Below are 26,187 nucleotides of genomic sequence, written 5' to 3'. Positions count from 1 at the left end.
TAACGCCGAACTGGACTATCTAAACAAAAACCTTAAAGAAAAAGTTGCCGAGCAGACAAAAGAAATCCGTAAGGCGTATGAGGTGGAAAAGGAAGCCCGCGTCGGCCTTGAAAAGTTAAACGAGGCCAAAAACGAATTTATCCTAGCAAGCCAGCATAATCTTCGTACTCCACTAACAATTACCAAAGGCTATGTTGACGAAATCGGTATTGAAACCGAAAGCCTTGGAAATTCAAAGCTTAAGACCTTTGTCGACAAAACGAAGAACTCTCTCGATATCCTTGCGCAACTTGTTAATGGCCTCGTCGACGTCACAGACCTCAAGGTGGGCAAAGAGGGCTTCAGTAAAAAGGAATAGAATAAAGACATGGATTTTTCTCATATAAATTTCTACAGCCTCTCTGCCCTTATTAACTTTTTTTCAAGTTTCATGTTCGGCACTTTTATCTATGTGCAGAACAGAAAAGACCCGATAAGTGTGGGGTATGCCCGATTTGCTTGGGTTATTGCCGCCTGGAGTATCACGTACGCATTTTTACTTCAGTCAAATACTCCGGAAGGAGCATTGCTTGGGTCGCGTATCACGCTTGCTCCGGTGTGCTTCATTGCCATTACCTTTTTTCATTTTATTGTCGTCTTGTTAGGGGAAACAAAAAAATACCGGAAAATGCTTTGGTTTGGCTACATAGTCTTTACTTTATTCGCTTTGCTTGATGTTTTTTACCCGACACCTCTCTTCATCACGAATCCGCAGCCGACTGTTTTTATTCCGTACTGGCCGCTGGGAGGAATTCTTTTCCACCCGTTTCTTTTTCTGTGGGTAGCATATTTTGTTGCCGCATATACACTGCCGATTATCTACTTTAAACAATTTGGTCCCGTTAAAAAATCCCAAATCATATATGTTCTTATAGGAACAACATTCGGCAATATTGGCGGCTCGACTGCTTTTCTTGTTTTTTACGGAGTACCCGTAATACCCCCTATTATCGTTCTTTCTTTCATGATTGTGATGATGGGGTACGCCATGTTTAAACACGGTCTCTTTAACATAAGGGTCATTGCCGTAGAAGTTCTTACATTAATCTTATGGATATTCTTGCTTGGAAAAATCGCGCTCAATACCCAAACCGGGCAATTGGACATTTCCGATGCCATCCTTTTCCTTTCATTTGTTGTCATTGGTATCTTGATTATCCGTTCAGGAATACGCGAGGAAAAACAAAAGGAAAAACTGGCCGAACTTAACGCCGAACTGGACTACCTAAACAAAAACCTTAAAGAAAAAGTCGACGAACAAACAAAGGAAATCCGCACAGCGTATGAAGTGGAAAAAGAAGCCCGTCTTCAGCTTGAAAAGTTAAACGAAGCCAAAAACGAATTTATCCTCGCAAGTCAGCACAATCTCCGCACCCCGATCACGATTGCCAAAGGGTATGTCGAGGAAACGGAGTCGCATCTTCAAGATGGCAAAACTGTTGACCTCAAAGAATATTTGGATAAAACCAAAGGGGTGCTCGAAACCCTTTCAAACCTGGTGAACGGCCTCATTGATGTCACGGATTTGAAAGTGGGGAGGGAAGGATTTAGTAAAAAGGAGTAGAATAAAAGATTATGGATTGGCCGCTTATTTACAACATTTCTCTTGTCCTTAATGTCCTGAGCGCCGGTGGAATTTTCTTATTCCTTGTGTTTACGGCGGCTATTCGAGATCGTGGTGCACGAGTAATTACAGTGTTTTCATTCGGGGTTCTGGAATGGGCTCTTTTCTTTTTCCTTGCCCAAGTCACAAGCGACCCGGCTCTTGCCCTTAAATTTTTTACAATTGCAAAAATAGGTCTTATCCTTACGTCCTCTTCTTTTCTTGATTTTTCCCTTACCTATGCCGAACCGATTCTCAAAAAGTCTTTCAGTTTGATTAGATGGTCGGTCTATGTTCTTGGAGCAGTCCTCATCTCATTCTTTGTTTCAGATGCCTTTTTCAATACTCGGATTATGTTTATTGGCGGTGGCCCGATTCCATATGTCAGTTTCTGGGCACAACAGACGCCCGGCATCATTTTTAATGTTTATGTCGCGTATTTCTTTTCCTGTTTTACGGCCGGTATAGCCTCATGGATGTGGTTGCGGCAAAAAGTAGAAAAAATCAAACGTCCACCGGTTGATTTTGTTCTGTGGTCAGGCATTGTTGCCGCATTGGGTGGAGGAACGCAATATTTGTTTTATTACGGTATTTATGTTTTTCCTATCGGCACATATCTCATTCCACTATTTGTTATCGGTATCTTTTATAGCATCACCAAATTTCACCTCTTCAACCTTAAAGTTGTTACGGCGGAACTTTTCATATTCGGTATCTGGGCGCTCCTAGGCGCACAGGTATTTCTCTCTGGAAATTCAGAAAATCTGTTCCCGAGTGTTTTGGTTTTTGTTTTAAGTATTGTGTTCGGTCTTTTTTCTCTGCGCAGTATTGTTAACGAAGTAAGACAGAAAGACCAGCTTGCCGACCTAAACCAGAATCTTGAAGCTAAAGTCGCCGAGCAGACAAAAGAAGTTCGTGCCGCATATGAGGTTGAAAAACAAGCTCGAAGGGAGTTGGAAGAACTGGATAAAACAAAAACCGATTTTATTCTTGCCGCTCAACACAACTTACGTACCCCTCTGACGATTGCGAAAGGTCATGTCGAGGAGGTTGAGAGAGCAAAAAAAGAGGGAAGAGAAGTCGATTTGAATGCCCACCTTGAAAAAACAAGCGGTGTGCTTGAAACGCTGTCCCAATTAGTCAACGGTCTGATTGATGTTACCGATCTCAAAGTAGGGAAGAAAGGCTTTAGTAAAACCGAAGAGAAACAGTCTTAGTGAAGGTGCCAGGACTCGGTTCTGATTTGTGGTCAGGAATATTTTGTTCGTCGGACACTCACAAAATTTCCACCTCACAGGTTTTTGCTTGCTAGCAAAACCCGCGAGCCCACCTCCTCCATCTTCGTTCAGTCCGGTCTTGCGAAGCTCCACGTATTCGCTTCTCACCCCGCCTCAGCTGTTTTTTCAGCAGAAAAAACATGCCTCCGTCTTGCACAAGTGCGAAAAAATCTCCAGTAGTGGAGATTTTTACCTTGTGCACGTGCCAGGACTCGAACCTGGAACCAGTCGTGTATAAGACGACGGCTCTACCATTGAGCTACACGTGCATGGAAGTTATCCTACCAGAATACACCATTCTGCTCAAAATTGGTTTTTTCAAATCTTCCGACTTCTTCTAGTCAAAGCGAAACAATATTTTTTGCAATGTTCGCAGGAAAATTTGCTTGGTTTGGCTTTGGGCCAAAAATTTTCCGAGTTTAGCGAACCTGCCCCTGGAAGCAGGTGAGTGCTTTGCAAAAAATATTGTTGAGCGGCTCTTACTCAAAATGAATTTTCTGTTCTGAATTCTCCACTCTTTTTTTGAGAAGAGGATGGGCGATTAATACGGGGTCTGTGTCGATAATTGATGATGCTTCATTCCGGGCGGCTTCTACCATTTTCATATTCCGTATCGCTTCCATCCCAAGGTCGGAGAGCCCCCACTGTTTCCTGCCTGATAATTCGCCCGAGCCCCGTTGAGCTAAATCTAATTCTGCAAGTTCAAAACCATTCCTTGCCTTGAGCAAAGCCTGTAAGCGCTCAAATGTTCCTTTACTTCTGTTTTCAGTGAAAACAAAACAGTAGGCTTGATGGGTACTTCGCAAAACGCGTCCGCGCAGTTGGTGAAGTTGGGCGAGTCCGAAACGTTCCGCTCCCTCAATAAGTATGACAGTTGCATTCGGCACATTGACGCCCACTTCAACCACTGATGTTGCGATAAGAATATCCGTTTTTCCATCCTTGAAGTCACGCATCACGCTCTCCTTTTCGATTTTTGTCATTTTGCCGTGCAGAACCGCAATCGATTCTTTTTTGAATACTTCTTTTTTAAGGCGTTTTGCTTCTTCGGTAACCGATTTTGCGATCACTGCCATTTCTTTTGTCGGATCCGGTTCATCAATGCGCGGACATATGATATACGCCTGTCTGCCATGCCCGATTTCCTCTCTCACTTTTTCATACGCCGTATCTCTCTTGCCTGGCAAAACGATTTCCGTTTGAATCGGTTTTCTCCCGGGTGGGTTTTCATCCAAAAGTGTAAGGTCAAGATCCCCGTATATGGTAAGGGCAAGTGTGCGAGGAATGGGCGTTGCCGTCATGGAAAGGAGATGGGGGAGCACCATGTCCTTTTTATGCCGCAAATTTTTTCGTTGCATCGTGCCGAATCTGTGCTGTTCATCGATAATGACGAAGGCCAAATTTTTGAATTCGACGCTTTTTTGGATAAGCGTATGAGTCCCGATAACCATGGCGATTTCTCCGTTTTTTACCCATTTCGAAAGTTGTGTCCGTGAGATATCTGTCGGCTTTTTGGGGTTTACTTTTGAAGGAAATTTTTTGCATCCGCTGCCCGTGATAAGTCCGATTGAAAGGGGTAGGTGAGAAAAAAGTTCTATAAAGGAATTGAAATGCTGTTCGGCGAGAATTTCCGTTGGAGCCATATACGCGACCTGCAAATTTCCATAATCTTGGTTATGCGGCGTCGTTGTCGCAACGGCATAAGAAGTAATTGCGGCCACGGCGGTTTTTCCCGAACCCACATCTCCTTCAAGAAGCCTGCTCATTGGGGTATCTTTTTTGAAATCCGAAAAAATATTTTCGACCGCTTTTTCTTGGGCGTTGGTTAAGGAAAACGGCAATCGCTTTACAAAAGAGCGCACATCATTTCCGCTTTTTGATATCGGAAATCCGGCATAGTGCTCATATTCTTTCTTGTCCCGCTGTTTCTGTAACTGTATGAAAAAAACCTCTTCAAAAGCGAACCGTTTCCGCGCCGCAAGACTGTCGTTTTCTTTTCGGGGAGAATGAATCCAAACGAGAGCGGTTGTAAGAGTGGGAAGATGATATTTTTTTAAAATATCTTCCGGAATCGGATCCTCTATCTCTTTTAAAATTCCGGACTCAAATACTTTTCTGATTGAATGAAAAAACCAACGTGATGAAATTCCTCGGCTCTCCCGATAGACGGGATATAACGTTCCGTTTTCACTCTTTCCGAACAAAGAATCGCCGACTATTGTTGGTACGGTTTGGACCTCTTCGATTTCCGGGTTGCTGAAATACAGCGCGCCTTTCCGGTCGGAAACTTTTCCTTCAATTTTTACAAACGCTCCTTCATGAATAATTTTTGCAATATATGGCTGATGAAACCACACCGCCTTGACACTTCCTGTTCCGTCTTCTATTTTTGCTTCAGCCATGGGTATTTTGCTTTTAAACCCCTTACGTAAAGAAATCTGAAGAATTTTCCCATACACAAGCGCGCTATCACCTGCGACCAGGTCTTTAATTATTTTTCCTTGGGCGGTGTCTCCGTAGCGAACGGGAAAATAAAACAAAAGGTCTTGAATGGTTTCAATGCCCAGTTTTTTTAATGCCTTTTTCTGAGGCGGGAGAAGACGAAACTCTGTTTCAATGGGGGAGAAAAGATTCATACTCCTATTATATCCGGCACATTCCGTTTTTGATTCGAATAAGACTTTCCTTTGCCATTGCCTCGATGTTTCTTTTTACTTGTTCTTTATGGTGAGAGGAAAAAACGGAAAATATTTTCTTTGTATTGACGGGTGTATTTTCAAGAATGTATTGAAGAAGTGCCGAGCGAAGTTGGCGGTTCGAGCCCTTAAAGGGGGATTGTTTTGTGTGGTGTGCACTCTGTCGTGAAGGATTTTCTTTTTCTTTAAGATGCGCTCCGTAATCCATAAGGGCATAGTACCATTCCCGTACATTTTTTTTAGGCAATGTTTCTTTTACCAAAATAGCGATTTCTTTGTCCGAAACTCTTTGCTCACGCAGAAAGAAAAAATGAATAAAAACTGACCGGATATTGGTCTCTATGACGACCGATGGGATATTCCATGCAAAAGCAAGGATATCTCCGGCGGTTGCTTCTCCGATTCCGGGCAGTAAAAGCAAACTTTCTTTTTTTCTTGGCATTTTTCCGCCATGGCGCTCCAGAACAATCTTGGCGGTTTTTTTGAGATATAGTGCTCTTCGGTTGTACCCAAGACCTTTCCAGACGCGAAGCACCTTTGAAAGAGGTGATTGTGCAAGGGAGGAAAAATTTGGGAACTCCTTTAAAAACTGTTCATATTTGGGGATGACGCGTTCCGCTTGCGTTTGTTGGAGCATAACTTCGGAGACAAGAATTCGATAAGGGTTTTTCGTTTTTCTCCACGGGAAACTCCGCTTATGCTTTCGATAATAACGCCAGATTTCTTTTGCAAACCCCTTTCTATCCATACGGGAAGTCTACAATGCCTGTGCGACGAGTCCAACGGCAAGGATTCCAAATGAATTGAACAAAAACACAAGCGGTATAACAATCACGGGACGGATTTTTGAAAAACCTAAAAAGGCAAGACCTATTTCATCGGGGAGAGGAGAGGCGATAATAAGAGCACCAAGTATCGGATTAATCCATCGGAGCGGTTTGAAATTGAGAGACCTGACAAGGGCACGATATTTAAATCGGCCGACAATTTTTCCGATAACAGCCGTCATATCTTTTGACAGTCGTTCCCGTACAAAAAGAAAAATAATCATATCGCCCACAACGGCCCCAAGGCCTCCGAATGGAACAAGAATCCATAATGATTCTATTTTTGCCAACTCGGCGATGGCAACCATCGCCGGGGCGATGGTGAATACGGATGTAAAAAAGAACCCGGCGACAAAACTTTGCAGGATACCAAAATCTTTTGTTTTTTCGAGAAGTGCGTGCAACGCTCCCGTTTGGGCGAGCATAACAGCTATTACTATACTTATGAAAATTATGAACAAATCTTTTTTCATCTTTGAGTTTCTGTACACACAATGCGGGGCTACAGCAAACATTAATGATAACAAATTTGTTACACCGGACCTGAAATACCTGTTGACAAAGAATGAAAATTTTACTCTAATGAACCCTTAGAATAGTTATTTGGAAATAGCAGAGAAAGGAGGTGTCCCATGTATTCCGTTGCGACAGAGGAAATGAACAAAAGACACGTCTCTTCGGACCAACTGAGAGGCCTCTCAAGGGTCTTGAGGGGTGTGATACCGAGAATTTTCGAAGAGACAACAATCAACGGCGATGGAATTCGTTTGCTTCACATTCGTGAAAAAGAATTTCAAAACCAGATTGTAAGTCTCATTAAGGGGTACTCAGACAGCGATGCGCACGAAAAATTCATTGAGACTTATTTTGGAGAAGAAATCGCTTTGTTCGAAGCAAATTTCCAGCCCACCTGACCGCTACTTTCTTTTTTCCTGAAAACAGGATTGTCACAAGACAATCCTGTTTTTACTATAATAATTCATATCATTATTTATCTTCTGATATACAATTAAGAAAATGAAAACCAAAATTTCATTTTGGCTTCTGGCGGTTGTGCTATCGGTTTTTTTCGCCGAAGCGATATCCGGTTCAACCCCTGCCGCCTTTACCTCGGGGAACACACCCCTTATTCTCCTCATTTATGGTTTGCATATTTTGGTGCTTGGCAGTTTGGTCTTTCGCTCCAATCCGAAACGTCTTTTCGATTCCTTGTTTGTCGCCGGCGTTCTGTTTGGTTTCTATGAAGCGTATATCACCAAGGTCATATGGAATCCCACATGGGGTGAGCCGATTTTCTCCCTGGGCGGAGTCGCTCTTATTGAAACGCTAATGCTTGTCCTGTGGCTTCACCCGATTATGTCTTTTATTGTCCCGCTCGCTCTTTCCGAGCGGTTTGTCCTTGGTGGGGGAGAAATAGGCAAAGGACTTTCACGGGCAATGCCGGAATTGTTTTCTTCACGCGAACATCTCTTGGTGACGGCTTTTGTGCTTGGGACGTTTCATGCCTCGGTCAATGTACGCTTGCCCGAGCAAATCATAAGTGACCTGGGTATCTCAATTGCAGTGGTACTTGCGGTTTTATGCGGGATATTTCTTTTGATACACCAGAGAAAAAGTGACTTCTCGGAAATTGTATTGTCCAAATCATTCGGTCTCTTTGTATTTCTGCTTGTTCTTTTGTATCTTGCCCTCACATTTCTCCTCCGTCCCGACGCATTGCCCGGGGTACTGCCTCAAATATTTGTACTGCTCTGCTATGTTTTTCTCGGATTTGTTTTAAAAAACCTTTTGTCAGAAAAGGATTGGTCTAAAAAAACACCCGATACTTTGTTACCCGACCTTACGAAAAACGTATTTCCCACATTGCTTGCTTTTCTTTTGGGTGCCCTTTTTCTTACCCAGTTTCCTTTTTTCCGTCCTGCCGTTTTTGTTTTTGTGTGGGGTGTGGGGATTATACTTGGCATACGAAATCTCTTTCGCGCGGCTGTCTCTCACGCAAAAAATAAAGGTTTCTTGGGGTAAGCCCCGAGGTATTGAACCTTTGTTTCGGGCTGTTGTTCCTGCTATAAAAAAATAAAAAACGCCCCGACATGTATAATGTCAGGGCGCGAACATCTTCCTCATCTTTCTCTCTGCGGAAAGAACATGTTTTGGAATCTCCACTTTAACAATGTCTTCTTTTTTTGCGTATTTTCTTAACCTGTCCATTTCTCCCAAGAGGCGTACCATTCTTCCGTCGACAAACCACTCGGACGGCATAGAAAAGGCGCTTTTGTAAACAAGAATATCGGGGAACTGTTTTTGAAACGTCGCCCCGCATCTTTTCAGGAGCGGAGGAAGAGCGCACAATGTAAGACTTTTTGGAAAGAAATCAAACGTGTGGCAGGTTTTTAATCCGAACAAAACATTTTCCAGAACGTTACCGGACTCTCTTTCTAGAATGAGAGCACTTTCCGGCACCCCCCTTTCTTTTACAAGGGCGGCGTAAAAATCGGCTTTTGTGGAAAAAGTGGGAGGTATGGGATAGTTTCCCTTATCCCCGACAATTATCATCTTGTCCGATTTTTTTTCCTTCCAAAGGCGGGCGGCATGATGTGCCACTAATGGTTGGATATGGCCGAAAACAAAAATGCCGTCTGTGACAGGCAAGTTTTCAACAAGCGTGTGCTCGATAAGGAAATCCAAAACGATTTCAATAGGACCCCAACGCAACTCTTTTCCCATTTCTTACCTCCTTTCTCCTGTTTCCAAAGAAATTTTCTTCTCACATCCTACGCTTGGGCATTTTCAAACGCAAGTTCTTCAAGTGACTTTCTCAGCTCCTGATATGACGTAAAAGAAGGGAATTGCGGGAATTCCTTCGCAATTGTTTCCGGAGCATGTATAAAAAACCCTTTATCTGCCTCAAAAAGCATTGCCGTATCGTTATGAGAATCTCCAATAGCCACGACGTAAAATCCCAGGCCCTTGAGTGCTGCAACTGCTTCACGCTTACCCCCATCTTTCCGCAGATGAAAATCAGCAATGAAGCCTTCCTTATCTGTCGAGAGAGAGTGACAAAAAAGCGCCGGAAAATCGAACTTCTTAATCAGAGGTGTTGCAAATTGGTAAAACGTATCGGAGAGAATGATAACAGGCCCTTGGCTTTTCAGGTGTGAAAGAAAATCAATAGCGCCTGGAAGCGGTTCGATTGTTTTTATAATTTCCTGAATACGCGTGAGCGCCAGATTATTTTTTCTGCATATTTCGATTCGCATGCGCATGAGAGCGTTGTAATCGGGAATGTCGCGTGTTGTCACGCGTAAATCTTGAACACCACTTTTTTGGGAAACTGTTACCCAAATTTCCGGAGTAAGCGTACTTTCCAAATCAAGGATGTACAAAATTGGTTTTGTCATTTTGTTTTTGGTTTTTGTCTTTCCTCAAATTTGCGCAAGAGCTCGATACCGTTCTCGTATGTACTGAACATAAACATCTTGTAGGACACCTTCTTTTTTTTCTCGGAAAATTTTGATTCATCGGGTATTTCTTTGCTCTTTGCGTTGGTGTCGAGTGTTCCGAGAAATTCATCCAAAGAGATATTGTGCTCGCCATGACGATAGGCTGAAATGACAAAGTCCCAGAATCGTTCCATATCCTTAGAGCATCCTGGCATACGCCAATTCGCATTTGCAGCAAATTTTTCAAGCAGTTTTTTTGTTTCGGAAGACATTAGTGTCAGGAAAATATGAATTAATTTGAAAACTTAGCTGGGAGGGATTCGGTCACCTCGAAATTTTACTGTCGTAAAATTTCTCCTCGACCCCGGAAATTTGGTTTTACCTGCTGACAAAACAGCAAATTTCCTTTCGAATCCCGCACGCTGCATGCTCAAGCATACAGCTCCTCTCTCGCAAAATCAAAAAGCCCTGTTCGGGCTTTAGATTTTGCGGAGAGGGCGGGATTCGAACCCGCGAGGGACTTTAAGGGCCCCTACCTCGTTAGCAGTGAGGCGCTTTCGACCAGCTCAGCCACCTCTCCGTTTGAATAGAGAGACTTTACCACATTTGATTTTAATGCGCGATAACAAACGGTTTCACTTTCCCGACACCCGCTTCTTTGAGGACCCGCGTCGCTTCTTTTAAGGTGCTTCCGGTTGTCATAACATCGTCGATAAGCACGACAGTTTTTCCGCGGACGTCTTGCGAATATACCACTCCGAAAGAATTTTTTGGATTTTTCTCACGGTCCTTTCTGGTTTTTGTTCTTGTCTGCGGAACGGTTTCCCTTATTCTCACGAGCACATCCTTTCTGTATTCAAATAAATTTTCTTTATCGAATTTTTTAATCATTTCGCATAAAAGTTCCGTCTGGTTATATCCCTTTTTAAAACGTTTGCTTTTCGAGGAGGGGATAGGTATAAGCACTATTTGTTTTTGATTTTCAAAAATCATACTGTCTTCACATTCGCTTGCTATGTGAGCATGTGCTATTTCTCCCACCTTTTCCGCGATGCAATTATTTCTCGCATACTTTATTTCCCAAACGGCGGTTTTAACGAGTGTGTCCGCATACTTCCACAACACGTGCATATTTCCGGTGTTCCTGTCTGCCGGTTCCAACACGCGAAGATAGTCTTCTACGCTCATTTCCTCAAGTTTTTGCACTTGAGGGGGTATGGGAAAGAAGAACTGGAATATAAGGCGTAACATACGGTTATTCATGGGAAAAATGGCTCATCATTATGTTATACTAGAAGATTATAGCGAAATGGCTTCCTTTTTGAAAAAATTCAAAAATCTTTTTGGACAAACTCAAAAGTCCGTTATTGGGATTGACATAGGTTCCTCGGCAATCAAGATTGTGCAGTTAAGCCAGAAAGGCAACAAGGCGATGCTTGATACGTACGGCGCGCTTGCACTAGGCCCGTATGCAGGCCTGGAAATCGGCCGGGCGACCAATCTTCCTGTCGAGAAAGTGGTTGAGGCTCTCAATGATGTCATAAAAGAAGCGGGAATCACAAACCGACGGTGCGGTATCGCCATACCTTTCAGTGCAAGTCTGCTGACCGTTGTTCCGATGCCCGCTGTTCCCGATGCACAGCTTGCCGGTATGATTCCCATTGAAGCTAGGAAATACATTCCCGTACCGATTTCAGAGGTAACACTTGACTGGTCGGTTATTCCGGACAGTTCATATGCGCTTGAAGAACCGGTTTCGGCAAACGCGCAGAAACCCGTCGGAGGAATGAGGGATGTGTTAATCGTCGCCATCCACAACGAATCAATTGCCAAATACCAAGACATCGTCAAAAAAGGTCTTCTCAATGCAAGTTTTTTTGAAATAGAAATATTCAGTACGATGCGCTCTTCGCTCGATCAAGAAACCACACCTGTCATGATTTTTGATATGGGAGCGGCGCTTACCAAACTGTACATTGTCGAAAAGGGAGTCATACGAAGTTCCCACACGATAAATAGGGGATCTCAAGATGTAACGCTTGCCATATCAAAAGCCCTGGCAGTTCCGATGGACAAAGCCGAAGTATTGAAACGGGATCCAAACCTTGGAGGTAATAGCGACAACAGGGAGGTGATGGAAGCCGTTTCCCTGATACTCGATTACGTTTTTTCGGAAGCAAGCCGAGTGCTTTATGCCTATCAGAAAAAATATTCAAAAAACATAAGTAAAATCGTTCTTGTCGGAGGCGGAGTGGGGCTTTCTGGGTTTAAAGACCGTGCCCACAAGGCGTTTCAGTCGGAAATTGTTTCTGGAGATCCCTTTTCCAAGGTTGAAGCACCTGCATTTCTTGATGGAGTATTGAAAACGGTTGGACCGGAATTCGCCGTTGCTGTCGGCGTCGCGTTGCGACGTCTTCAGGAGTTTGAATAGCATCTTTAGTGCGTGATATACTAGAGAAGTAGTTTGTTCCTTATGGATCCTCGATTTCAAAAAACAACATTCATACCCCAAAAACCGGTTGTTTCCGGAACGACCCGGATTACTCATACAGCCGCCACTGGTAAAAAAGAACCGGCGGGCCTCATGTCATTTGTCGGTGTCATTGTTTTTGTCGTGGCGATTCTTGCCGGCGCGGCGGTTTTTTCTTATAAAAGCTATCTTTCCAACCGGATACAAAGTCTTGATATGGAGTTGTCAGAACTTCGAGCCTCTTTTAACACGGATTTAATAAATGAACTTATCGATCTCGACAACCGTCTCAAAGCCGCCCGTTCGCTTCTGTCCCAGCACCTTTCCGTTTCCGCTTTTTTTGAATTGCTGCAGTCATTAACTGTTCAGAATGTTCAATTTACCGATTTCAGTTACGAAATTCTTCCTCTTGACGGGGATGTCGCGGTCTTTATGAAAGGGAAGGCGAGAAATTATACAACTCTCGTTCTCCAATCTGATATTTTATCCACAAACAAATCGGTGAAACGTTCCGTCTTTTCGAATCTTGACCTTGACCCCGATGGGAATGTGGTATTCAGATTGAGTCTTGTTTTTAACGCCCGCGACCTTCTTTATAAAGACACCTTTCAAACCCTTTCTCTTGAGGGATTCCCTTATTAAAACGCCATGAAAAGCATCCTTCCACTTCTTCTCATAATTCTCTCCGTCGCGCTTTTTTACGTGTATATCGACCCGACGTACGCTGAGATTCGCACGCTTCAATCCGAAGAGTCGGATTATGTCCGCGCTCTCGACAGTGCAAAAAAGCTTGAAGAAACTAAAACCGTGCTTGTAAACAAATACAATACCTTTTCAGGCTCCGACTTGTCCCGTCTTGAAAAAATGGTTCCTCACAATATTGATAACGTAAAACTTGCCGCCGAGATTAACGGTATAGCGGAGAAATACGACATTGCCATAAAAGCTATTCGTATTCAGGAAGGACAGCCGGGTAGCGAGGTGGGCGGGAACATCACGGACTCTTCTTCGGACACGTTTCGTACACTTTCCATGACCTTTTCTTTTTCAACCACATACGTAAAATTCCTTCAGTTTATCGACAGCCTCGAGTCGAATCTTCGCCTTGTTGATTTTCCCGAGGTTTCATTTGACGCATCGGCGGCAGGAACTACGCACACATATGAAATAACCATAAAAACTTATTGGCTCCCTTAACCAAAGGCTATGAACGACAATAACCAAAACTTTTTTCAGAAAAATGCCGGAGCGCTGGTTCTTGCGGTTCTTGCGGGTGTGGGATTATGGATATATACCGCATTTTTCAAAATCATTCCCCAATCTTCCGCTCAGCCTATAACCGCTGTCGGGCAGGAGGTGATAACAACATTGCGTCGCCTTGAAAACGTTTCCTTGGATGGTTCTTTGTTTTCTACTTCCGAATTTCAAAGGCTTGCGGAATTCGAACTTGTCATTCCGTCACAGCCGGTGGGGAGGCCGAATCCCTTTGCGTCTTTCCGTTAATTTATTTTTTAAAAACGTAATCGGTTTTTATTAACCTTTATGGGTATACTCGAGATTCTTGCGCGAAAAAACATTATCCGGGAAGAAGACATTCCGGCTATTCGACGTAAAGCAAGCACTTCGGGAAAGCCTCTTGAGGAAACGCTCGTTGATATGGGAATTCCTGAGCGCGATATTATCGAAAGCAAGGGAGAGCACCTCAATATTCCTGTCCGCTTTTTGGGTGACGAAGAAATACAAACAACCGTTCTTGAGTATATTCCCGAAGAGTCGGCTTCGCACTACCGTTTCGTTCCTCTCGGAGTTTCCGATGGGGTGCTTGAGGTTGGAATGACCGACCCTGACAATATTGAAGCGAGAGACGCGCTTACCTTTATATCGACAAAAATTAACATGCCGTTCAAGATATTCCTTATTTCGGAGGAAGATTTTGAAAAAGTCCTCAAAATGTACAAAGGGCTGTCGAAAGAAGTGACTGAGGCACTCGATGAGCTTGAGGGTGAATTGCAAGGGGATGAAATAGCGGAAACGGCCGGGACGGATACAAAAAAAAATGCGACAGATGAGGTCCAGGTAACCGAAGATGCTCCTGTAACAAAGATAGTCGCGACCATCTTGCGATATGCGACCGAAGGCGATACGTCTGACGTCCATCTTGAGCATACTCGTGATACGGTCCGTGTCCGTTTCCGAGTTGACGGTGTGCTGAACACGAGTCTCGTGCTCCCTAAGAAGGTGCACTCCGCCGTTGTTGCCCGAATTAAGATTCTTGCGAATATGCGGCTCGATGAGAAACGAAAACCCCAAGATGGAAGATTTTCCGCGAAAATTGACGGGCGTCAGATTGATTTTCGTGTCTCCACTTTCCCGACTTTTTACGGAGAAAAGGTAGTGATGAGAATCCTTGACCAGGAAAAGGGAGTGAAGAAATTGACCGACCTCGGGTTAAGTAAAAGAAACTTGGAAACGATACGTCGAGCGATTAAACGTCCATACGGGTTGATTCTCATTTCCGGCCCGACGGGCTCCGGAAAAACCACGACTCTTTACGCCATGTTGAATGAAATAGACAAAGAGACCAAAAATGTTTTGAGCCTCGAAGACCCTATTGAATACAGTATTGACGGTATCAATCAATCTCAGGTCCATCCGGAAATAGGGTATACGTTTGCGAATGGTCTTCGCACGACCCTTCGACAAGACCCTGACATTATCATGGTTGGTGAAATTCGCGACAAAGAAACTGCCCAACTTGCAATTCAAGCCGCACTTACCGGCCACCTTGTGCTTTCTACCGTTCACACAAATAACGCCATTGGTGCTATTCCGCGTCTTATCGACATGGGAGTTGACCCGTATCTCATTGGTCCTACGCTTGTGTTGGCGATGGCTCAGCGTCTTGTCCGCATGTTTTGTCCAGGGGCGGGAAGACCGATATCCGTTGATGGTGGTATTGCCATGATGATGGAAAAGCAGTTTGCCGACCTTCCCGAGGAATACAAAAAAGAGATTCCGTTCGGAAAACAAATGTACGGGGTCGCTCCTGCTCCCGGATGTCCATCGGGAGTCCGTGGCCGTGTGGCGGTCATGGAAATGCTTGAAATGGACAAAGAGTTGGAAAATGCGGTTTTGAAAAATCCCACCGAGACGGAAATTTGGAAAATAGCCCGAAAAAACGGAATGATGACAATGAAGGAAGACGCAATTTCGAAAGCGTTTTCGCGCATCATCCCTTTTGAGGAAATAAACGGTCTCTAGGAGAGTACAATGTGATATAGTTAATGGTGGATTCGCGCGTTTTTTAAAGGGGAAATATAGACGCACATATCTGTATACTTCTTAATGGAAAACGGGAAAAAATATAAAATCTTAATAGTTGACGATGATAAGTTTCTCCTGAACATGTATTCCATGAAATTCGGGAAAAACGGTTTCGATGTAAGCACTGCGCCAGGGGGGACAGAAGCACTCGCCCAGCTCCGCAGTGGGTTTAATCCCGACGCCCTCCTTCTCGACATCATTATGCCGACAATTGATGGAAAAGAACTTTTGAGAACAGTCAAAAAAGAAAATCTTGCTCCGCATGCGGCGGTTGTCATGCTTACCAATCAGGGAGGGGAAAGTGATGTTTCCGAAGCAAAGACGCTCGGTGCCGACGGATACATTGTCAAAGCGACGACGATTCCTTCGGAAGTCGTAGAGGAGGTACTCAAGATTGTTAAAGCCAAGGACAGGTAATTAATCTTTTTAAACGATGGACTATAAGAAAGAGCTTGAAGAACTTTTTGAAACCATCATAAACGAGGATGGTTCCGACCTTCATTTATCCGAAGGCCGCCACCCGACATTCCGTGTCGGCGGATTTCTTATTCCGCTTGTCAAAAAAACTCCGCTTACAAGGGCTGACATCACCGGATTCATGCAGATAATTCTAACCGCCGAGCAAAGCCAAGTACTCACGGAGAAAAGAGAAGTGGACTTTGCGTATGTGTTTAAAGAAAAAGCCCGTTTCCGAGGCAACGCTTTTTACCAGCAGGGGAAAATAAGCATCGCACTCCGGCTTATCCCGAGACAAATCCGCAGTCTTGAAGAACTTGGTTTGCCGCAATCCCTTGAATTGTTTGTACGAAAGCAACAGGGATTCTTTCTTGTTGTCGGACCAACGGGGCAAGGAAAGAGTACGACATTGGCAACACTTATCGATATGATAAATACTTCGCGTCTTGAGCACATTATTACCGTTGAAGACCCAATTGAGTACGTTTTTGAACCCAAAAAATCAATTATTGACCAGCGAGAAGTCAAATATGACACGCGAAGTTTCCATACCGCGCTTCATAGCGTTTTTCGTCAGGATGTTGACGTGCTGATGATAGGTGAAATGCGTGACCCGGAAACAATGTCGACGGCGGTTACCGCGGCGGAAACCGGACACCTTGTTTTCTCAACACTTCATACCAATACCGCTTCCCAGACGATTGACCGAATCATCGACTCATTCCCGGCCCAACAACAGGACCAAATTCGGACTCAGCTTTCGGGAAGTCTTATCGGTATTTTTTCGCAGCGTCTCATTCCCCGTATTTCCGGAGGTCTTGTGCCGGCGTACGAACTGCTTATTTCAAACAGTGCCGTCTCAAACCTGATTCGCGAAGGACGAACACACGAAATCAGCACTGTCATTGAAACAAGCTCACAGGAAGGAATGATTGACCTTAACCGATGTCTCGCGGACCTTGTCCGTAAAGGCGATATTACTGTTGAAAATGCTTTTCTGCATGCGGTTAACCAAAAGATTCTTGAGAGAATGCTCTAGACACATATGTTATTTAGTTATCAAGGCGTAAACAAAGCGGGGGAGGAGCGAAAAGGGACAATCGAGTCCATCAATATTGATGCGGCCATTAATTCTCTGCAAAACCAGGGTGTTGTCCTATCATCCATTGTCCCGATTGAAGAAAGAAAATCATTGGGATGGTTTTCATCTTTTCACTATGTATCCGCCCGAGACATCGTCATCCTGTCACGGCAAATGTCGACGCTGTTTGAGGCAAAAGTACCAGCCCTCCGAATTTTTAAACTTCTTGCCAACGAGGCGGAGAACAAAATTTTGCGGGAAACTCTCGACCAGGTCGCGAATGACCTGCAGTCGGGAAGTTCCATATCTCAATCACTTGCAAAACATCCCGATGTTTTTTCCGATTTTTACGTTAACATGGTCCGTTCCGGAGAAGAATCGGGGCGGCTTGACGAAATATTCAATTATTTGGCCGATTATCTTGACCGAACGTACGAAGTCGCCTCAAAAGTTCGGGGGGCTCTTATTTACCCCGCCTTTGTCATAGCGGTTTTTGTAGCTGTTATGTCTTTAATGCTTACCATGATAATTCCCAAAATAACCGCCATTCTCATTGAATCGGGGAGGGAATTGCCGATTTATACCAAACTTGTCATATGGACGAGCGACTTTTTCATACATTACGGAATTTTTCTCTTGGTCTTTCTTATTGTGGGAGGTTTTTTCTTGGGGAAATACATACAAACTCCCGAAGGTGCTTTGGCATTTGACAGGTTCCGGTTAAACGTCCCCTATCTCGGTGATTTGTACAAAAAACTGTTTCTCTCGCGGGTCGCTGACAACATGAGCACGATGATTGCCTCGGGTATTCCTATGCTTCGCGCGATAGAGGTCACCTCATCAGTTGTAGGGAGCGCTCTCTACCGAAAAATATTGGCTGAAAGCCTTGAGGCGGTCAAAGGAGGGAGTGTTTTTTCCGCATCCCTTGTTAATTACTCCGAAGTACCCACGATTATGGTGCAGATGGTGAAGGTGGGTGAAGAGACTGGAGAATTGGGCAATATTTTAAACACGATGGCCAAGTTCTACCAACGCGAGGTGACAAATGCCGTCGATACTCTCATTAGTCTTATTGAACCTCTTATGGTTGTTGTTTTGGGTGTCGGAGTGGGTATCCTTTTGGCTGCTGTTCTCATACCTATTTACGACGTCGCAACGCTTTCCTAGTTGTCAGTCCTTCGACTCCACTCAGGATTGATATCGAGTAATATCGAGATATCAACAAAGGCCTTTTTCCTTTATCCATATAGTTATATAATGAATGCACAAAGCTTTTTTTAAAAAGCGGCGTCTCGCGAGAGGGCCGGTCGAAATAAAAGTTTATTAAGAAATCATTTATACAATGTCACAGAAAAACAAAGGTTTTACACTTATCGAACTCTTGGTTGTTATTGCCATCATCGGTATACTTTCTTCCGTTGTTTTGGCAAGTCTCAACCAGGCTCGTATCAAGGGTAATGACGCGGCTGTGAAGGCAAACCTTAACGGTATCCGCGCTCAAGCAGAACTTATCTACGACACTGACGGCGACTACGACGCAGTGTGTGCGGCAAACAGCGTTACACAGAACACAACAGTTCTCAACGCCCTAAACGCGGCAAGTTCAGCAGGAGCAGGTGACACCACTTCAGATGTTTGCGGTGCGCCGGCATCCGGTGCGGCAAACAACTGGGCAGCGGCAGCCCCGCTTCGTTCAGGAGGTGCATGGTGTGTCGACTCAACGGGTGTTTCCCGTTTGGCGAACTCAAGCGGTACAGCGTACACGGGCGTGACTTCAGGAGCTACACCGGCTTTAACTGATGCAAACGACGTCGCTTGTAACTAAATTTTAGATCTCATAAACAAAAACCACCGCGTAAGCGGTGGTTTTTGTTTTCCTTTACGGGAGGTATAATGGGTGTAGTGGAATTTGCGCGGGGTTTAAAAGTGTATGAATACAAATAAACACGAAACCGGATTTACGCTTATCGAGCTTTTGGTCGTGATTTCAATCATCAGCCTTTTGTCGTCAATTGTTTTGGCAAGCCTTAATGCCGCGCGTGTCCGTGGGTATGATGCCGCTGTGAAAGAAAATCTTGCCGGAGTGCGTTCTCAAGCAGAACTTATCTACGACACTGACGGCGACTACGACGCAGTGTGTGCGGCAAACAGCGTTACCCAAAATCAAACCGTAATGCTTGCCCTTAATGCCGCGAGTTTTGCCGGGGCGGGCAATGAAACCTCTGACGTTTGTGGCAAACCGGCATCCGGTGCGGCAAACAACTGGGCAGCGGCAGCCCCGCTTCGTTCAGGAGGTGCATGGTGTGTCGACAGTACCGGAGTCTCAAGAAGCACACAAGGCGGTGGTGCCACACCCTACACGGCTGTGAGTGGCGCGGGTACCGCGGCGCTGACAAACGCAAACGATCTTGCTTGTAATTAAATTTTTTAACCGATAAGAGCGTATGCTGCCTTCGCAATCCCTTCTTTATTTTTTTGTTTTTATTTTCGGGACAATCATCGGCAGTTTTTTAAATGTTGTTATCGCGCGTTATGGAAAGGAATCGATTCTAGGAAGGTCCCATTGTCCTCAATGCGGTAAAACGCTTTCACCCCTTGAGCTCATACCGATTGCAAGTTTCTTTGTTCTGAAGGGGAAATGCCAAAACTGTCGAGCTCCGATTTCTTTCCAGTATCCGACGGTTGAATTCTTGTCGGGCCTTTTTTTTCTGCTCTTGTTTATGACATACGGCTTTTCCTTCGCCTTTGTCTTTTATTCCGTCATATGGAGTATCCTGCTTGCTATTACCGTCTATGACTTTAAGCACATGATTATTCCCGACCTTCTTGTTTTTTTGTTTATTTTTCTTTCTCTTGGGGATGTTGTCTGGGGCGTATTTGTTGACGGGTTTGCGGGGCATATCCCGTATCTGTTGGCTGGTCCGATTTTTTTTACACCCTTTTTTCTTCTGTGGTTTTTATCAAAAGGTGAGTGGATGGGATTGGGCGACGGGAAACTCGCTCTTGGCATCGGTTTTTTTCTCGGTCTTCGGGGAGGTTTTGATGCGATTGTCCTCTCATTTTGGATTGGCGCCGCGGTCAGTCTTTTGTTGATTCTTCTCCAACGAATACCCAGCTGGTCCTTCGGCGGTAAAAAGCTTACAATGAAAAGTGAAATTCCTTTCGGCCCATTTTTAATCCTTGGTATGGTGCTTGTTTTTTTCTTTAATGTTTCGGTAAGCGCCTTTTTTCTCAACGTGTAATGAAAATATCTCAATTTTTCCAACAACGAGGTTTTACCCACCAAAATTTTCAAAAGAGAGTTTCAAGCGGGTTTACGCTCACGGAGCTTTTGGTAAGCATCGCCATCATGACTTTTGTCATTGGGGTTGTCTTGTTTAATTACCGCAGTTACGATGAAAATATTCTTGCCGACAAATTTGCAAACGAAATTATTCTGACTCTGAGAGAAGCCCAGGTCTATGCGACTTCGGTAAAGGAAATACAGCCGGGCTCTGACGATTTTTCAGGCTGGTATGGGATATTTTTTACCGATAATTCAACGGAGTATCTTATCTTCAATGATGCAAACCAGGATGGGCAATACGATACGGGTGAAGAATTGCAAACATATGATACACAGAGCGGCCTACTCAATGTTTTTTTTACGGAGGTGCTCGGTTTTCCTCAGACCGCTCCTTCCGTGACGGTTACGTTTCCTCGCTCACTTTCTCCGCAGATAGAGGCGAGTGTGGCCGGAGTCAACCCGATAGGCGCTTCTTTTGAAATCTATTCTCCGCGCGGTGAAGCGCGTCGTCTTGTTTGTGTGTGGGAGAGCGGGCGCATGTACATTACAAGAAGTGCCGATTGCGAGTAATGATATACTGAAATTAAAATGACGAAATTTTCTCAAACAAATAAAGGGTACACGCTTGTAGAGACGCTTGTTTCTTTGGGAATTTTCATGATTGTCGCTTTTATTGCCATAACCGCCCTATTTCTTATCACCGATGCGCACCGAAGAGCCCAGGCAACAAGAGCAATTGTCGACAACCTTGATTTTTCGATTGAAGAAATCGTACGCAGTGCCCGTGACGGGAGGCTGTACAACTGCGGTTCCGAATCCGACTTAACGGCACAAATCGCGGCGGGAAATAATGGTATAGGAACTTTCCGTAACTGTCTTGACGGAACATATATTGCGTTTGAACCGCCGACGGGGGATGTATTGTCACCTTCCGACCAGGTTATTTACCGCTTAAACGGAAACGCTGTACATAAATCTGTTGATGGTGGCACATCGTTCATTACGCTTACCGACCCTGCCGTTACAATAAATGATTTAAAATTTTACATAAGCGGTGCCGACCCCCGTGACGGTATCCAGTCGAAAGTACTCATGATATTGCGCGCGGAAACGAGGATAAAAGGCGAGGAAAAAGCGGTCTTTAACATCCAAACGACCATTACACAACGTTTTACCGACTTATAAACACGTATGATACATCACGCAAAAAAAGGACTTATCCACCAAAACTTTCAAAAGAAAGTTTCCGACGGATTTACTCTTGTTGAGACACTCGTCGCCATAACGGTTCTTATGGGGGCCATCACCGCACCGCTCTATATTGCCTCCCAAGGCATCGGTATTACCGCCCTTGCACGAGACCAGGTTATCGCAGCCTATCTTGCTCAGGATGCCGTTGAATATGTTGTTGCAAAAAAGAAACAAAACACCCTCGACTCGGTTTTAAATCCAAGTAGCGGGGTAGAGTGGCTCGAGGAACTCGACTCAGCCTGTACAAGTAGCGACGGATGCGCCATCGATACTACGTATACACACACCGGTCCGTTGCAAGCTCTCGCGTGCGCTTCATCGGGGTGTCCCCCCCTCAAGTTTAATAGCACGACCGGAGCCTATGGATATGACGAGGGTGCGCAGTGGACCGATAGCAGGTTTACGAGGACGGTGGTAATTGTTCCTTTGAGTACTGGCGCGACCGAAGACGAAGCGGTAGTGGCTGTAACGATTTCATGGAAAAATTCCTTCCTGCAAACAAAAACATTTACTCTGAAAACAAATATTTATAACACCGTCCTATGAGAGTTTTTAATCGCATAGAAAAAAAAGAACACGGTATTACGCTTCTTATCGCGATAGTTATCGCATCGGTTGTTCTTTCCCTCGGTCTTTCCATCGCATCGATTACCACACGAAGTTTCGTGCTCTCAACCGCGGTACGTGAATCGCAACTCGCATATTACGCCGGAGAAGCGGGTTCCGAATGCGCTCGTTATTGGAGCTTGCTTGATAGAAAAAATTTCACTCCTGAAACACCGTTTACCATTTCCTGTAATGAAGAGTCTTTTTCTTGGGATTCCAATCACGCGTCTTCGGTTTTTGAATTTTCTTTTGGCCACGACTATGAAATCGGACCGCAAACATTTCAGTACCCTTATTTTTCCGTAGTGAGAGTAGAGAGACAGCCGGGTATTTTTCATCTGGATATCGACTCTAAGGGATATAATACGGACGAATTAAATGCGTTAAGAAAATATGAACGCCAACAAAACCTCCAGGCGTATGGGATTTGTTCATATCGGCCGGATATCATGTTTGTCCTCGACCTTTCTTCAAGTGTTCAGGCGGATGATTTGGCTTTCATAAAATCCGCACTCACACAGTTTGTAAATACGCTTAATCCGTCGGAAACTGGCGTCCACTTGGGCATTGTCCAATTTGGGTCACGGGCAAATATGATAACCCACCTAACGGGTGATAAGGCACAAATTCTTTCAGGTATTGAAAATGACCTTTTCCAATACGGCTTGTACGAAGACTACACAAACTTGGCGGCTGGCATACAATTTGCCCGTGCCGAATTGGGAAATCAGCAGGTTCCTACCGAGAATTGGCTCTACTGTCCTCTGGCGGGTGGTCCGGACAGAGTTGTCGTTCAATTTCCCCATAATGTTAAGACTTCGATAGGAGTCAATGATAGTCTTGGCGGCGGTGGACACTACAAAACAGCAAGTACGCCTTTACCTGAAATTCCGCCAGGGGAATACAACATATACGTGGCTACATGCGATGGTTTTGGTACAAGCGGGTTTGACAGAGGTTCGACAAGTATATTTGAGCGAGGTCGCCTTAACCTGTATACCGATTCGGCTATGTCCGGGTCACCGTTTTTCTCATCAAACCTCACAACCGATGTTCCTGATTACGTTTCTTACGGGCAATCCGTAACTCTTGTAAATGAAAACCAGACAATAAGTCAAACCGCGCGTGGATTTCAGATGGAACACTGTCCGACTTCAGATGATAACCCTGCAACATGTCCTGTGGTAGGTGGTCCGAGCTTCTTGGCATTATGTGCCGCTTTCGAAACGGCTGACGGAAGTCCGATAAGCACGACCGCACCCAATAATTACAACTATACGTCGACGTACGACCGTCCGGATAACGAATCCCCCGATTACATTATCGTGATTACTGACGGAGGAAGTACGCAGTATTATTCATGTATGCGCCAGGATTTTGACGGAAATAATTTGTTTAACGATGCCGACCATCGGCCCGGACAAAGCAATCAAGAATACAACATGACGCCAAGAGACGTTGGAACCGATACACCTCAAGGTTTGGCGCGAAGGCAAATTGCCATGGGGAAAGCGGTAGTTGAGGCGGACGCCGCCCGTTCTGCCGGTATAGACATATTCGCAATCGGAATCAACATTCCTTCGGTCCAGGCCGACTGCCCGGGGTATATCAATTGTGGCGAACATATCAATGATGATATAGCGAGCTTCGCGGCACCCGATAGCCCAGATGTGGACGGTAATGCGTTCTATTTTGAAGCGCCCGATTATGATGACCTCGACACGGTTCTAAGCCAAATCGTCAACTGCGTGCACCCCTTGTCTGGAGACTAGAATAGGGGATAATGATGCTATGTCGGAAAAGAAACATGGCGTTGCTGTGCCCAAAGAGATTAAAGAGCGCTATGAGCGTCTGAAAGAAACGGTTGAAAAATACCGGTACGAATATCATGTCTTGGATAAGGAAACGATTTCTCCCGAAGCGCTTGATTCCCTAAAATACGAACTTTCCAATATAGAAAAGCAGTATCCGGGACTCATTACTTCCGACTCACCGTCCCAAAGAGTTGCCGGCGAGCCTCTCAAAGAATTTTCCAAAATCACCCACGCTGTTTCTCAGTGGTCTTTTGATGATGCGTTTACGGAAGAAGACGCAAAAGAATTTGATGCGCGGGTCAGGCGTTTTCTTAAAAACCGTCTGGGACGAGAAATAACTCCCACGTATACATGCGAACTGAAAATCGACGGTCTTAAAATTGTCCTCACGTACGAAAAAGGCGTGCTTCAAACGGCCGCTACGCGCGGAGACGGGAAGGTGGGGGAAAATGTTACTGCAAACGTAAAAACTATCCAATCTGTGCCCATTACCCTTACACAAAATGTTGGCGTTGTCGTTGAGGGGGAAGTGTGGTTGAGCAAATCAAATTTCCAAAAACTGAACGCTCTCCAGAAAAAAAGAAATCTTCCGCTGTATGCCAATCCGCGTAATGTCGCGGCCGGTTCAATCCGACAGCTTGACCCGAAAATTGTCGAAGAACGAAATCTGGATACTTTTATTTATGATATTGCCTCATTCCAAAACCCGATTCTGGCGACGCAGTACGATGAATTGAAACTTCTCCGGACCTTGGGATTTAAAACAAATCCAAATTTTCGCCACTGTAAAAATATCGAAGAAGTTGTGACGTATTGGAAAGAGTGGCAGAAAAAATCGACTAAAGAAGACTATTTGCTTGACGGTATTGTCATTAAAGTCAACGAACGGGCATATCAGGAAGTGCTTGGGTATACCGGAAAATCTCCACGCTTTGCCATAGCACTCAAGTTTCCGGCAGAGCAGGTAACAACCATTGTGGAAGATATTGTTCTCCAAATCGGGCGTACCGGCATCCTGACTCCTGTCGCCGAACTTAAACCGGTACGGGTTGCGGGGAGCGTTGTCGCCCGAGCCACATTACATAACGAAGATGAAATCAGGCGGCTTGATGTCCGTATCGGGGATACGGTTATTTTGCAAAAAGCCGGCGATGTTATTCCCGACATTGTTTCCGTTGTCGGGGGGATGCGTACGGGGAAAGAAAAACAATATCGTTTCCCCGACAGGGTTTCCGAATGCGGAGGAAATGGCGCCATTGAAAGAATCCCCGGTGAAGCGGCGTGGCGTTGTGTAAACAAAAACTCCTTTGCCCAGCAGAAAAGAAAACTGTACCACTTCACGTCAAAAAAAGCGTTCAACATCGAAGGTCTCGGCCCCAAAATCATTGACGCTTTACTGGAACACCAGCTCATCTCCTCCTATCAGGATATTTTTTCCCTGACCAAAGACGAGCTTTCGGCATTGCCCCGTTTCGGAGATAAATCATCAGAAAATATCATTAACTCAATCGAAAGTGCCAAAGACATTTCGTTTCCGAGGTTTTTAATCGCACTCTCCATTCCTCATGTGGGAGAAGGGGTGGCTAATGACCTGGCTGACACATTCGGCACGCTTGCCAATCTGCAGCATGCATCTTTTGCAGAACTTGAGCGCTTATCAGGTATCGGACCGATAGTAGCCACGTCCGTATCCGACTGGTTTTCCGACGCGCATAATAAAAAAATCGTAGACGGTCTTCTTTCTCACGTTCACGTGCAAAAACATTCTGCCGCGAAGGGCGCGCTTTCAGGAAAAACATTCGTATTAACCGGCACGCTTTCTTTATTGTCTCGGGACGAGGCGAAAGAAAGAATCCGAAAATCCGGTGGAAAAGTTTTGGAATCCGTTTCAAAAACGCTCGACTATCTCGTTGCCGGAGAAAAACCTGGGTCAAAATTGGGAAAAGCGCAAACACTGGGTGTCTCTGTCCTTACCGAACGGGCATTTCTCGACATGATTCAAAAAGGTTGATTACTC

Annotated in this window: 28 protein-coding genes and 2 tRNA genes; 21 read left to right on the top strand and 9 right to left on the bottom strand. The window is 44.8% G+C overall.

The window, feature by feature from the left end; genetic code table 11:
• The 3 genes from Q8O71_00900 to Q8O71_00890 form a co-directional block, all read left to right on the top strand.
• Positions 1–358: hypothetical protein (locus Q8O71_00900; GenBank protein ID MDP2704946.1), on the top strand; the 358-nt coding region annotated here is incomplete at its 5' end.
• Between the two features lie 9 nt (positions 359–367).
• Positions 368–1,603: a histidine kinase N-terminal 7TM domain-containing protein gene (locus Q8O71_00895; GenBank protein MDP2704945.1), complete on the top strand. Its 1,236-nt coding sequence runs from the start codon at positions 368–370 to the stop codon at positions 1,601–1,603.
• A gap of 11 nt (positions 1,604–1,614) precedes the next feature.
• Positions 1,615–2,859: a histidine kinase N-terminal 7TM domain-containing protein gene (locus Q8O71_00890; GenBank protein ID MDP2704944.1), complete on the top strand. Its 1,245-nt coding sequence runs from the start codon at positions 1,615–1,617 to the stop codon at positions 2,857–2,859.
• 257 nt (positions 2,860–3,116) lie between these two features.
• On the opposite strand, the gene Q8O71_00885 is transcribed toward Q8O71_00890, so the two are convergent.
• From Q8O71_00885 to Q8O71_00870, 4 genes are all read right to left on the bottom strand, one after another.
• Positions 3,117–3,188 (bottom strand) — tRNA-Ile (locus tag Q8O71_00885).
• Positions 3,189–3,398: 210 nt separating this feature from the next.
• A complete protein-coding gene (gene recG / locus Q8O71_00880; protein MDP2704943.1) occupies positions 3,399–5,555 on the bottom strand; it encodes an ATP-dependent DNA helicase RecG in 2,157 nt (718 codons plus the stop codon).
• 7 nt (positions 5,556–5,562) lie between these two features.
• Complete coding sequence (locus Q8O71_00875) at positions 5,563–6,363, bottom strand: A/G-specific adenine glycosylase (protein MDP2704942.1); 801 nt, start codon at positions 6,361–6,363, stop codon at positions 5,563–5,565.
• A 9-nt stretch (positions 6,364–6,372) separates the two neighbouring features.
• Complete coding sequence (locus tag Q8O71_00870; protein MDP2704941.1) at positions 6,373–6,915, bottom strand: hypothetical protein; 543 nt, start codon at positions 6,913–6,915, stop codon at positions 6,373–6,375.
• A gap of 159 nt (positions 6,916–7,074) precedes the next feature.
• Here Q8O71_00870 and Q8O71_00865 point away from each other — a divergent pair, with 159 nt between their 5' ends.
• Both Q8O71_00865 and Q8O71_00860 read left to right on the top strand, forming a co-directional pair.
• The gene (locus tag Q8O71_00865; GenBank protein ID MDP2704940.1) at positions 7,075–7,356 is read left to right on the top strand and encodes a hypothetical protein; all 282 of its coding nucleotides are present in this window, start codon (positions 7,075–7,077) and stop codon (positions 7,354–7,356) included.
• Positions 7,357–7,459: 103 nt separating this feature from the next.
• The gene (locus tag Q8O71_00860; GenBank protein MDP2704939.1) at positions 7,460–8,464 is read left to right on the top strand and encodes a hypothetical protein; all 1,005 of its coding nucleotides are present in this window, start codon (positions 7,460–7,462) and stop codon (positions 8,462–8,464) included.
• Between the two features lie 78 nt (positions 8,465–8,542).
• On the opposite strand, the gene Q8O71_00855 is transcribed toward Q8O71_00860, so the two are convergent.
• From Q8O71_00855 to Q8O71_00835, 5 genes are all read right to left on the bottom strand, one after another.
• Positions 8,543–9,166, bottom strand: coding sequence for a YdcF family protein (locus tag Q8O71_00855; GenBank protein MDP2704938.1), 624 nt, complete (start codon positions 9,164–9,166; stop codon positions 8,543–8,545).
• Positions 9,167–9,213: 47 nt separating this feature from the next.
• Positions 9,214–9,840, bottom strand: a complete 627-nt coding sequence (gene thrH / locus Q8O71_00850) for a bifunctional phosphoserine phosphatase/homoserine phosphotransferase ThrH (GenBank protein MDP2704937.1) — start codon at positions 9,838–9,840, stop codon at positions 9,214–9,216.
• Entirely contained in the window at positions 9,837–10,154 is a 318-nt protein-coding gene (locus tag Q8O71_00845) for a hypothetical protein (GenBank protein MDP2704936.1), read from the bottom strand. The genes thrH and Q8O71_00845 overlap by 4 nt, the downstream gene beginning before the upstream one ends.
• Before the next feature lie 217 nt (positions 10,155–10,371).
• Positions 10,372–10,462 (bottom strand) — tRNA-Ser (locus tag Q8O71_00840).
• A gap of 32 nt (positions 10,463–10,494) precedes the next feature.
• Positions 10,495–11,133 carry a phosphoribosyltransferase family protein gene (locus tag Q8O71_00835; GenBank protein MDP2704935.1) on the bottom strand — a complete coding sequence of 213 codons (639 nt, stop codon included), beginning with the start codon at positions 11,131–11,133 and terminating at the stop codon, positions 10,495–10,497.
• 58 nt (positions 11,134–11,191) lie between these two features.
• Between Q8O71_00835 and pilM the strand changes: the two genes are divergently transcribed.
• The 16 genes from pilM (at position 11,192) to ligA (ending at position 26,181) form a co-directional block, all read left to right on the top strand.
• Complete coding sequence (gene pilM, locus Q8O71_00830; GenBank protein MDP2704934.1) at positions 11,192–12,313, top strand: type IV pilus assembly protein PilM; 1,122 nt, start codon at positions 11,192–11,194, stop codon at positions 12,311–12,313.
• A gap of 42 nt (positions 12,314–12,355) precedes the next feature.
• Positions 12,356–12,994 carry a hypothetical protein gene (locus tag Q8O71_00825; GenBank protein MDP2704933.1) on the top strand — a complete coding sequence of 213 codons (639 nt, stop codon included), beginning with the start codon at positions 12,356–12,358 and terminating at the stop codon, positions 12,992–12,994.
• A gap of 6 nt (positions 12,995–13,000) precedes the next feature.
• The gene (locus Q8O71_00820; GenBank protein ID MDP2704932.1) at positions 13,001–13,549 is read left to right on the top strand and encodes a hypothetical protein; all 549 of its coding nucleotides are present in this window, start codon (positions 13,001–13,003) and stop codon (positions 13,547–13,549) included.
• Between the two features lie 9 nt (positions 13,550–13,558).
• Complete coding sequence (locus Q8O71_00815; GenBank protein ID MDP2704931.1) at positions 13,559–13,855, top strand: hypothetical protein; 297 nt, start codon at positions 13,559–13,561, stop codon at positions 13,853–13,855.
• A gap of 39 nt (positions 13,856–13,894) precedes the next feature.
• Complete coding sequence (locus Q8O71_00810) at positions 13,895–15,613, top strand: GspE/PulE family protein (GenBank protein ID MDP2704930.1); 1,719 nt, start codon at positions 13,895–13,897, stop codon at positions 15,611–15,613.
• A gap of 84 nt (positions 15,614–15,697) precedes the next feature.
• Positions 15,698–16,093 carry a response regulator gene (locus Q8O71_00805; protein MDP2704929.1) on the top strand — a complete coding sequence of 132 codons (396 nt, stop codon included), beginning with the start codon at positions 15,698–15,700 and terminating at the stop codon, positions 16,091–16,093.
• A gap of 16 nt (positions 16,094–16,109) precedes the next feature.
• Entirely contained in the window at positions 16,110–17,171 is a 1,062-nt protein-coding gene (locus Q8O71_00800; GenBank protein MDP2704928.1) for a PilT/PilU family type 4a pilus ATPase, read from the top strand.
• Between the two features lie 6 nt (positions 17,172–17,177).
• A complete protein-coding gene (locus tag Q8O71_00795) occupies positions 17,178–18,380 on the top strand; it encodes a type II secretion system F family protein (protein MDP2704927.1) in 1,203 nt (400 codons plus the stop codon).
• 175 nt (positions 18,381–18,555) lie between these two features.
• The gene (locus Q8O71_00790; GenBank protein MDP2704926.1) at positions 18,556–19,038 is read left to right on the top strand and encodes a type II secretion system protein; all 483 of its coding nucleotides are present in this window, start codon (positions 18,556–18,558) and stop codon (positions 19,036–19,038) included.
• 105 nt (positions 19,039–19,143) lie between these two features.
• The gene (locus Q8O71_00785) at positions 19,144–19,635 is read left to right on the top strand and encodes a prepilin-type N-terminal cleavage/methylation domain-containing protein (protein MDP2704925.1); all 492 of its coding nucleotides are present in this window, start codon (positions 19,144–19,146) and stop codon (positions 19,633–19,635) included.
• A 22-nt stretch (positions 19,636–19,657) separates the two neighbouring features.
• Positions 19,658–20,455: a prepilin peptidase gene (locus tag Q8O71_00780; protein ID MDP2704924.1), complete on the top strand. Its 798-nt coding sequence runs from the start codon at positions 19,658–19,660 to the stop codon at positions 20,453–20,455.
• Entirely contained in the window at positions 20,455–21,069 is a 615-nt protein-coding gene (locus Q8O71_00775) for a prepilin-type N-terminal cleavage/methylation domain-containing protein (GenBank protein ID MDP2704923.1), read from the top strand. Before Q8O71_00780 ends, Q8O71_00775 begins: the two co-directional genes overlap by 1 nt.
• A gap of 18 nt (positions 21,070–21,087) precedes the next feature.
• Complete coding sequence (locus Q8O71_00770; protein MDP2704922.1) at positions 21,088–21,684, top strand: type II secretion system protein; 597 nt, start codon at positions 21,088–21,090, stop codon at positions 21,682–21,684.
• A gap of 6 nt (positions 21,685–21,690) precedes the next feature.
• Positions 21,691–22,296, top strand: a complete 606-nt coding sequence (locus Q8O71_00765) for a hypothetical protein (GenBank protein ID MDP2704921.1) — start codon at positions 21,691–21,693, stop codon at positions 22,294–22,296.
• Positions 22,293–24,128, top strand: a complete 1,836-nt coding sequence (locus Q8O71_00760) for a VWA domain-containing protein (protein MDP2704920.1) — start codon at positions 22,293–22,295, stop codon at positions 24,126–24,128. The genes Q8O71_00765 and Q8O71_00760 overlap by 4 nt, the downstream gene beginning before the upstream one ends.
• Positions 24,129–24,147: 19 nt before the next feature.
• Positions 24,148–26,181 (top strand): NAD-dependent DNA ligase LigA, encoded by a 2,034-nt coding sequence (gene ligA, locus Q8O71_00755; protein ID MDP2704919.1) that lies wholly within the window; start codon positions 24,148–24,150, stop codon positions 26,179–26,181.
• Positions 26,182–26,187 lie beyond the last annotated feature (6 nt).

The sequence above is a fragment of the bacterium genome, assembly GCA_030690305.1.
In the GTDB taxonomy this organism is placed as follows: domain Bacteria; phylum Patescibacteriota; class Minisyncoccia; order Phycocordibacterales; family JAGLPS01; genus JBBUCK01.
Note: the sequence above shows the minus strand (reverse complement) of the source record. Positions and strands in the feature narration are given on the sequence as shown.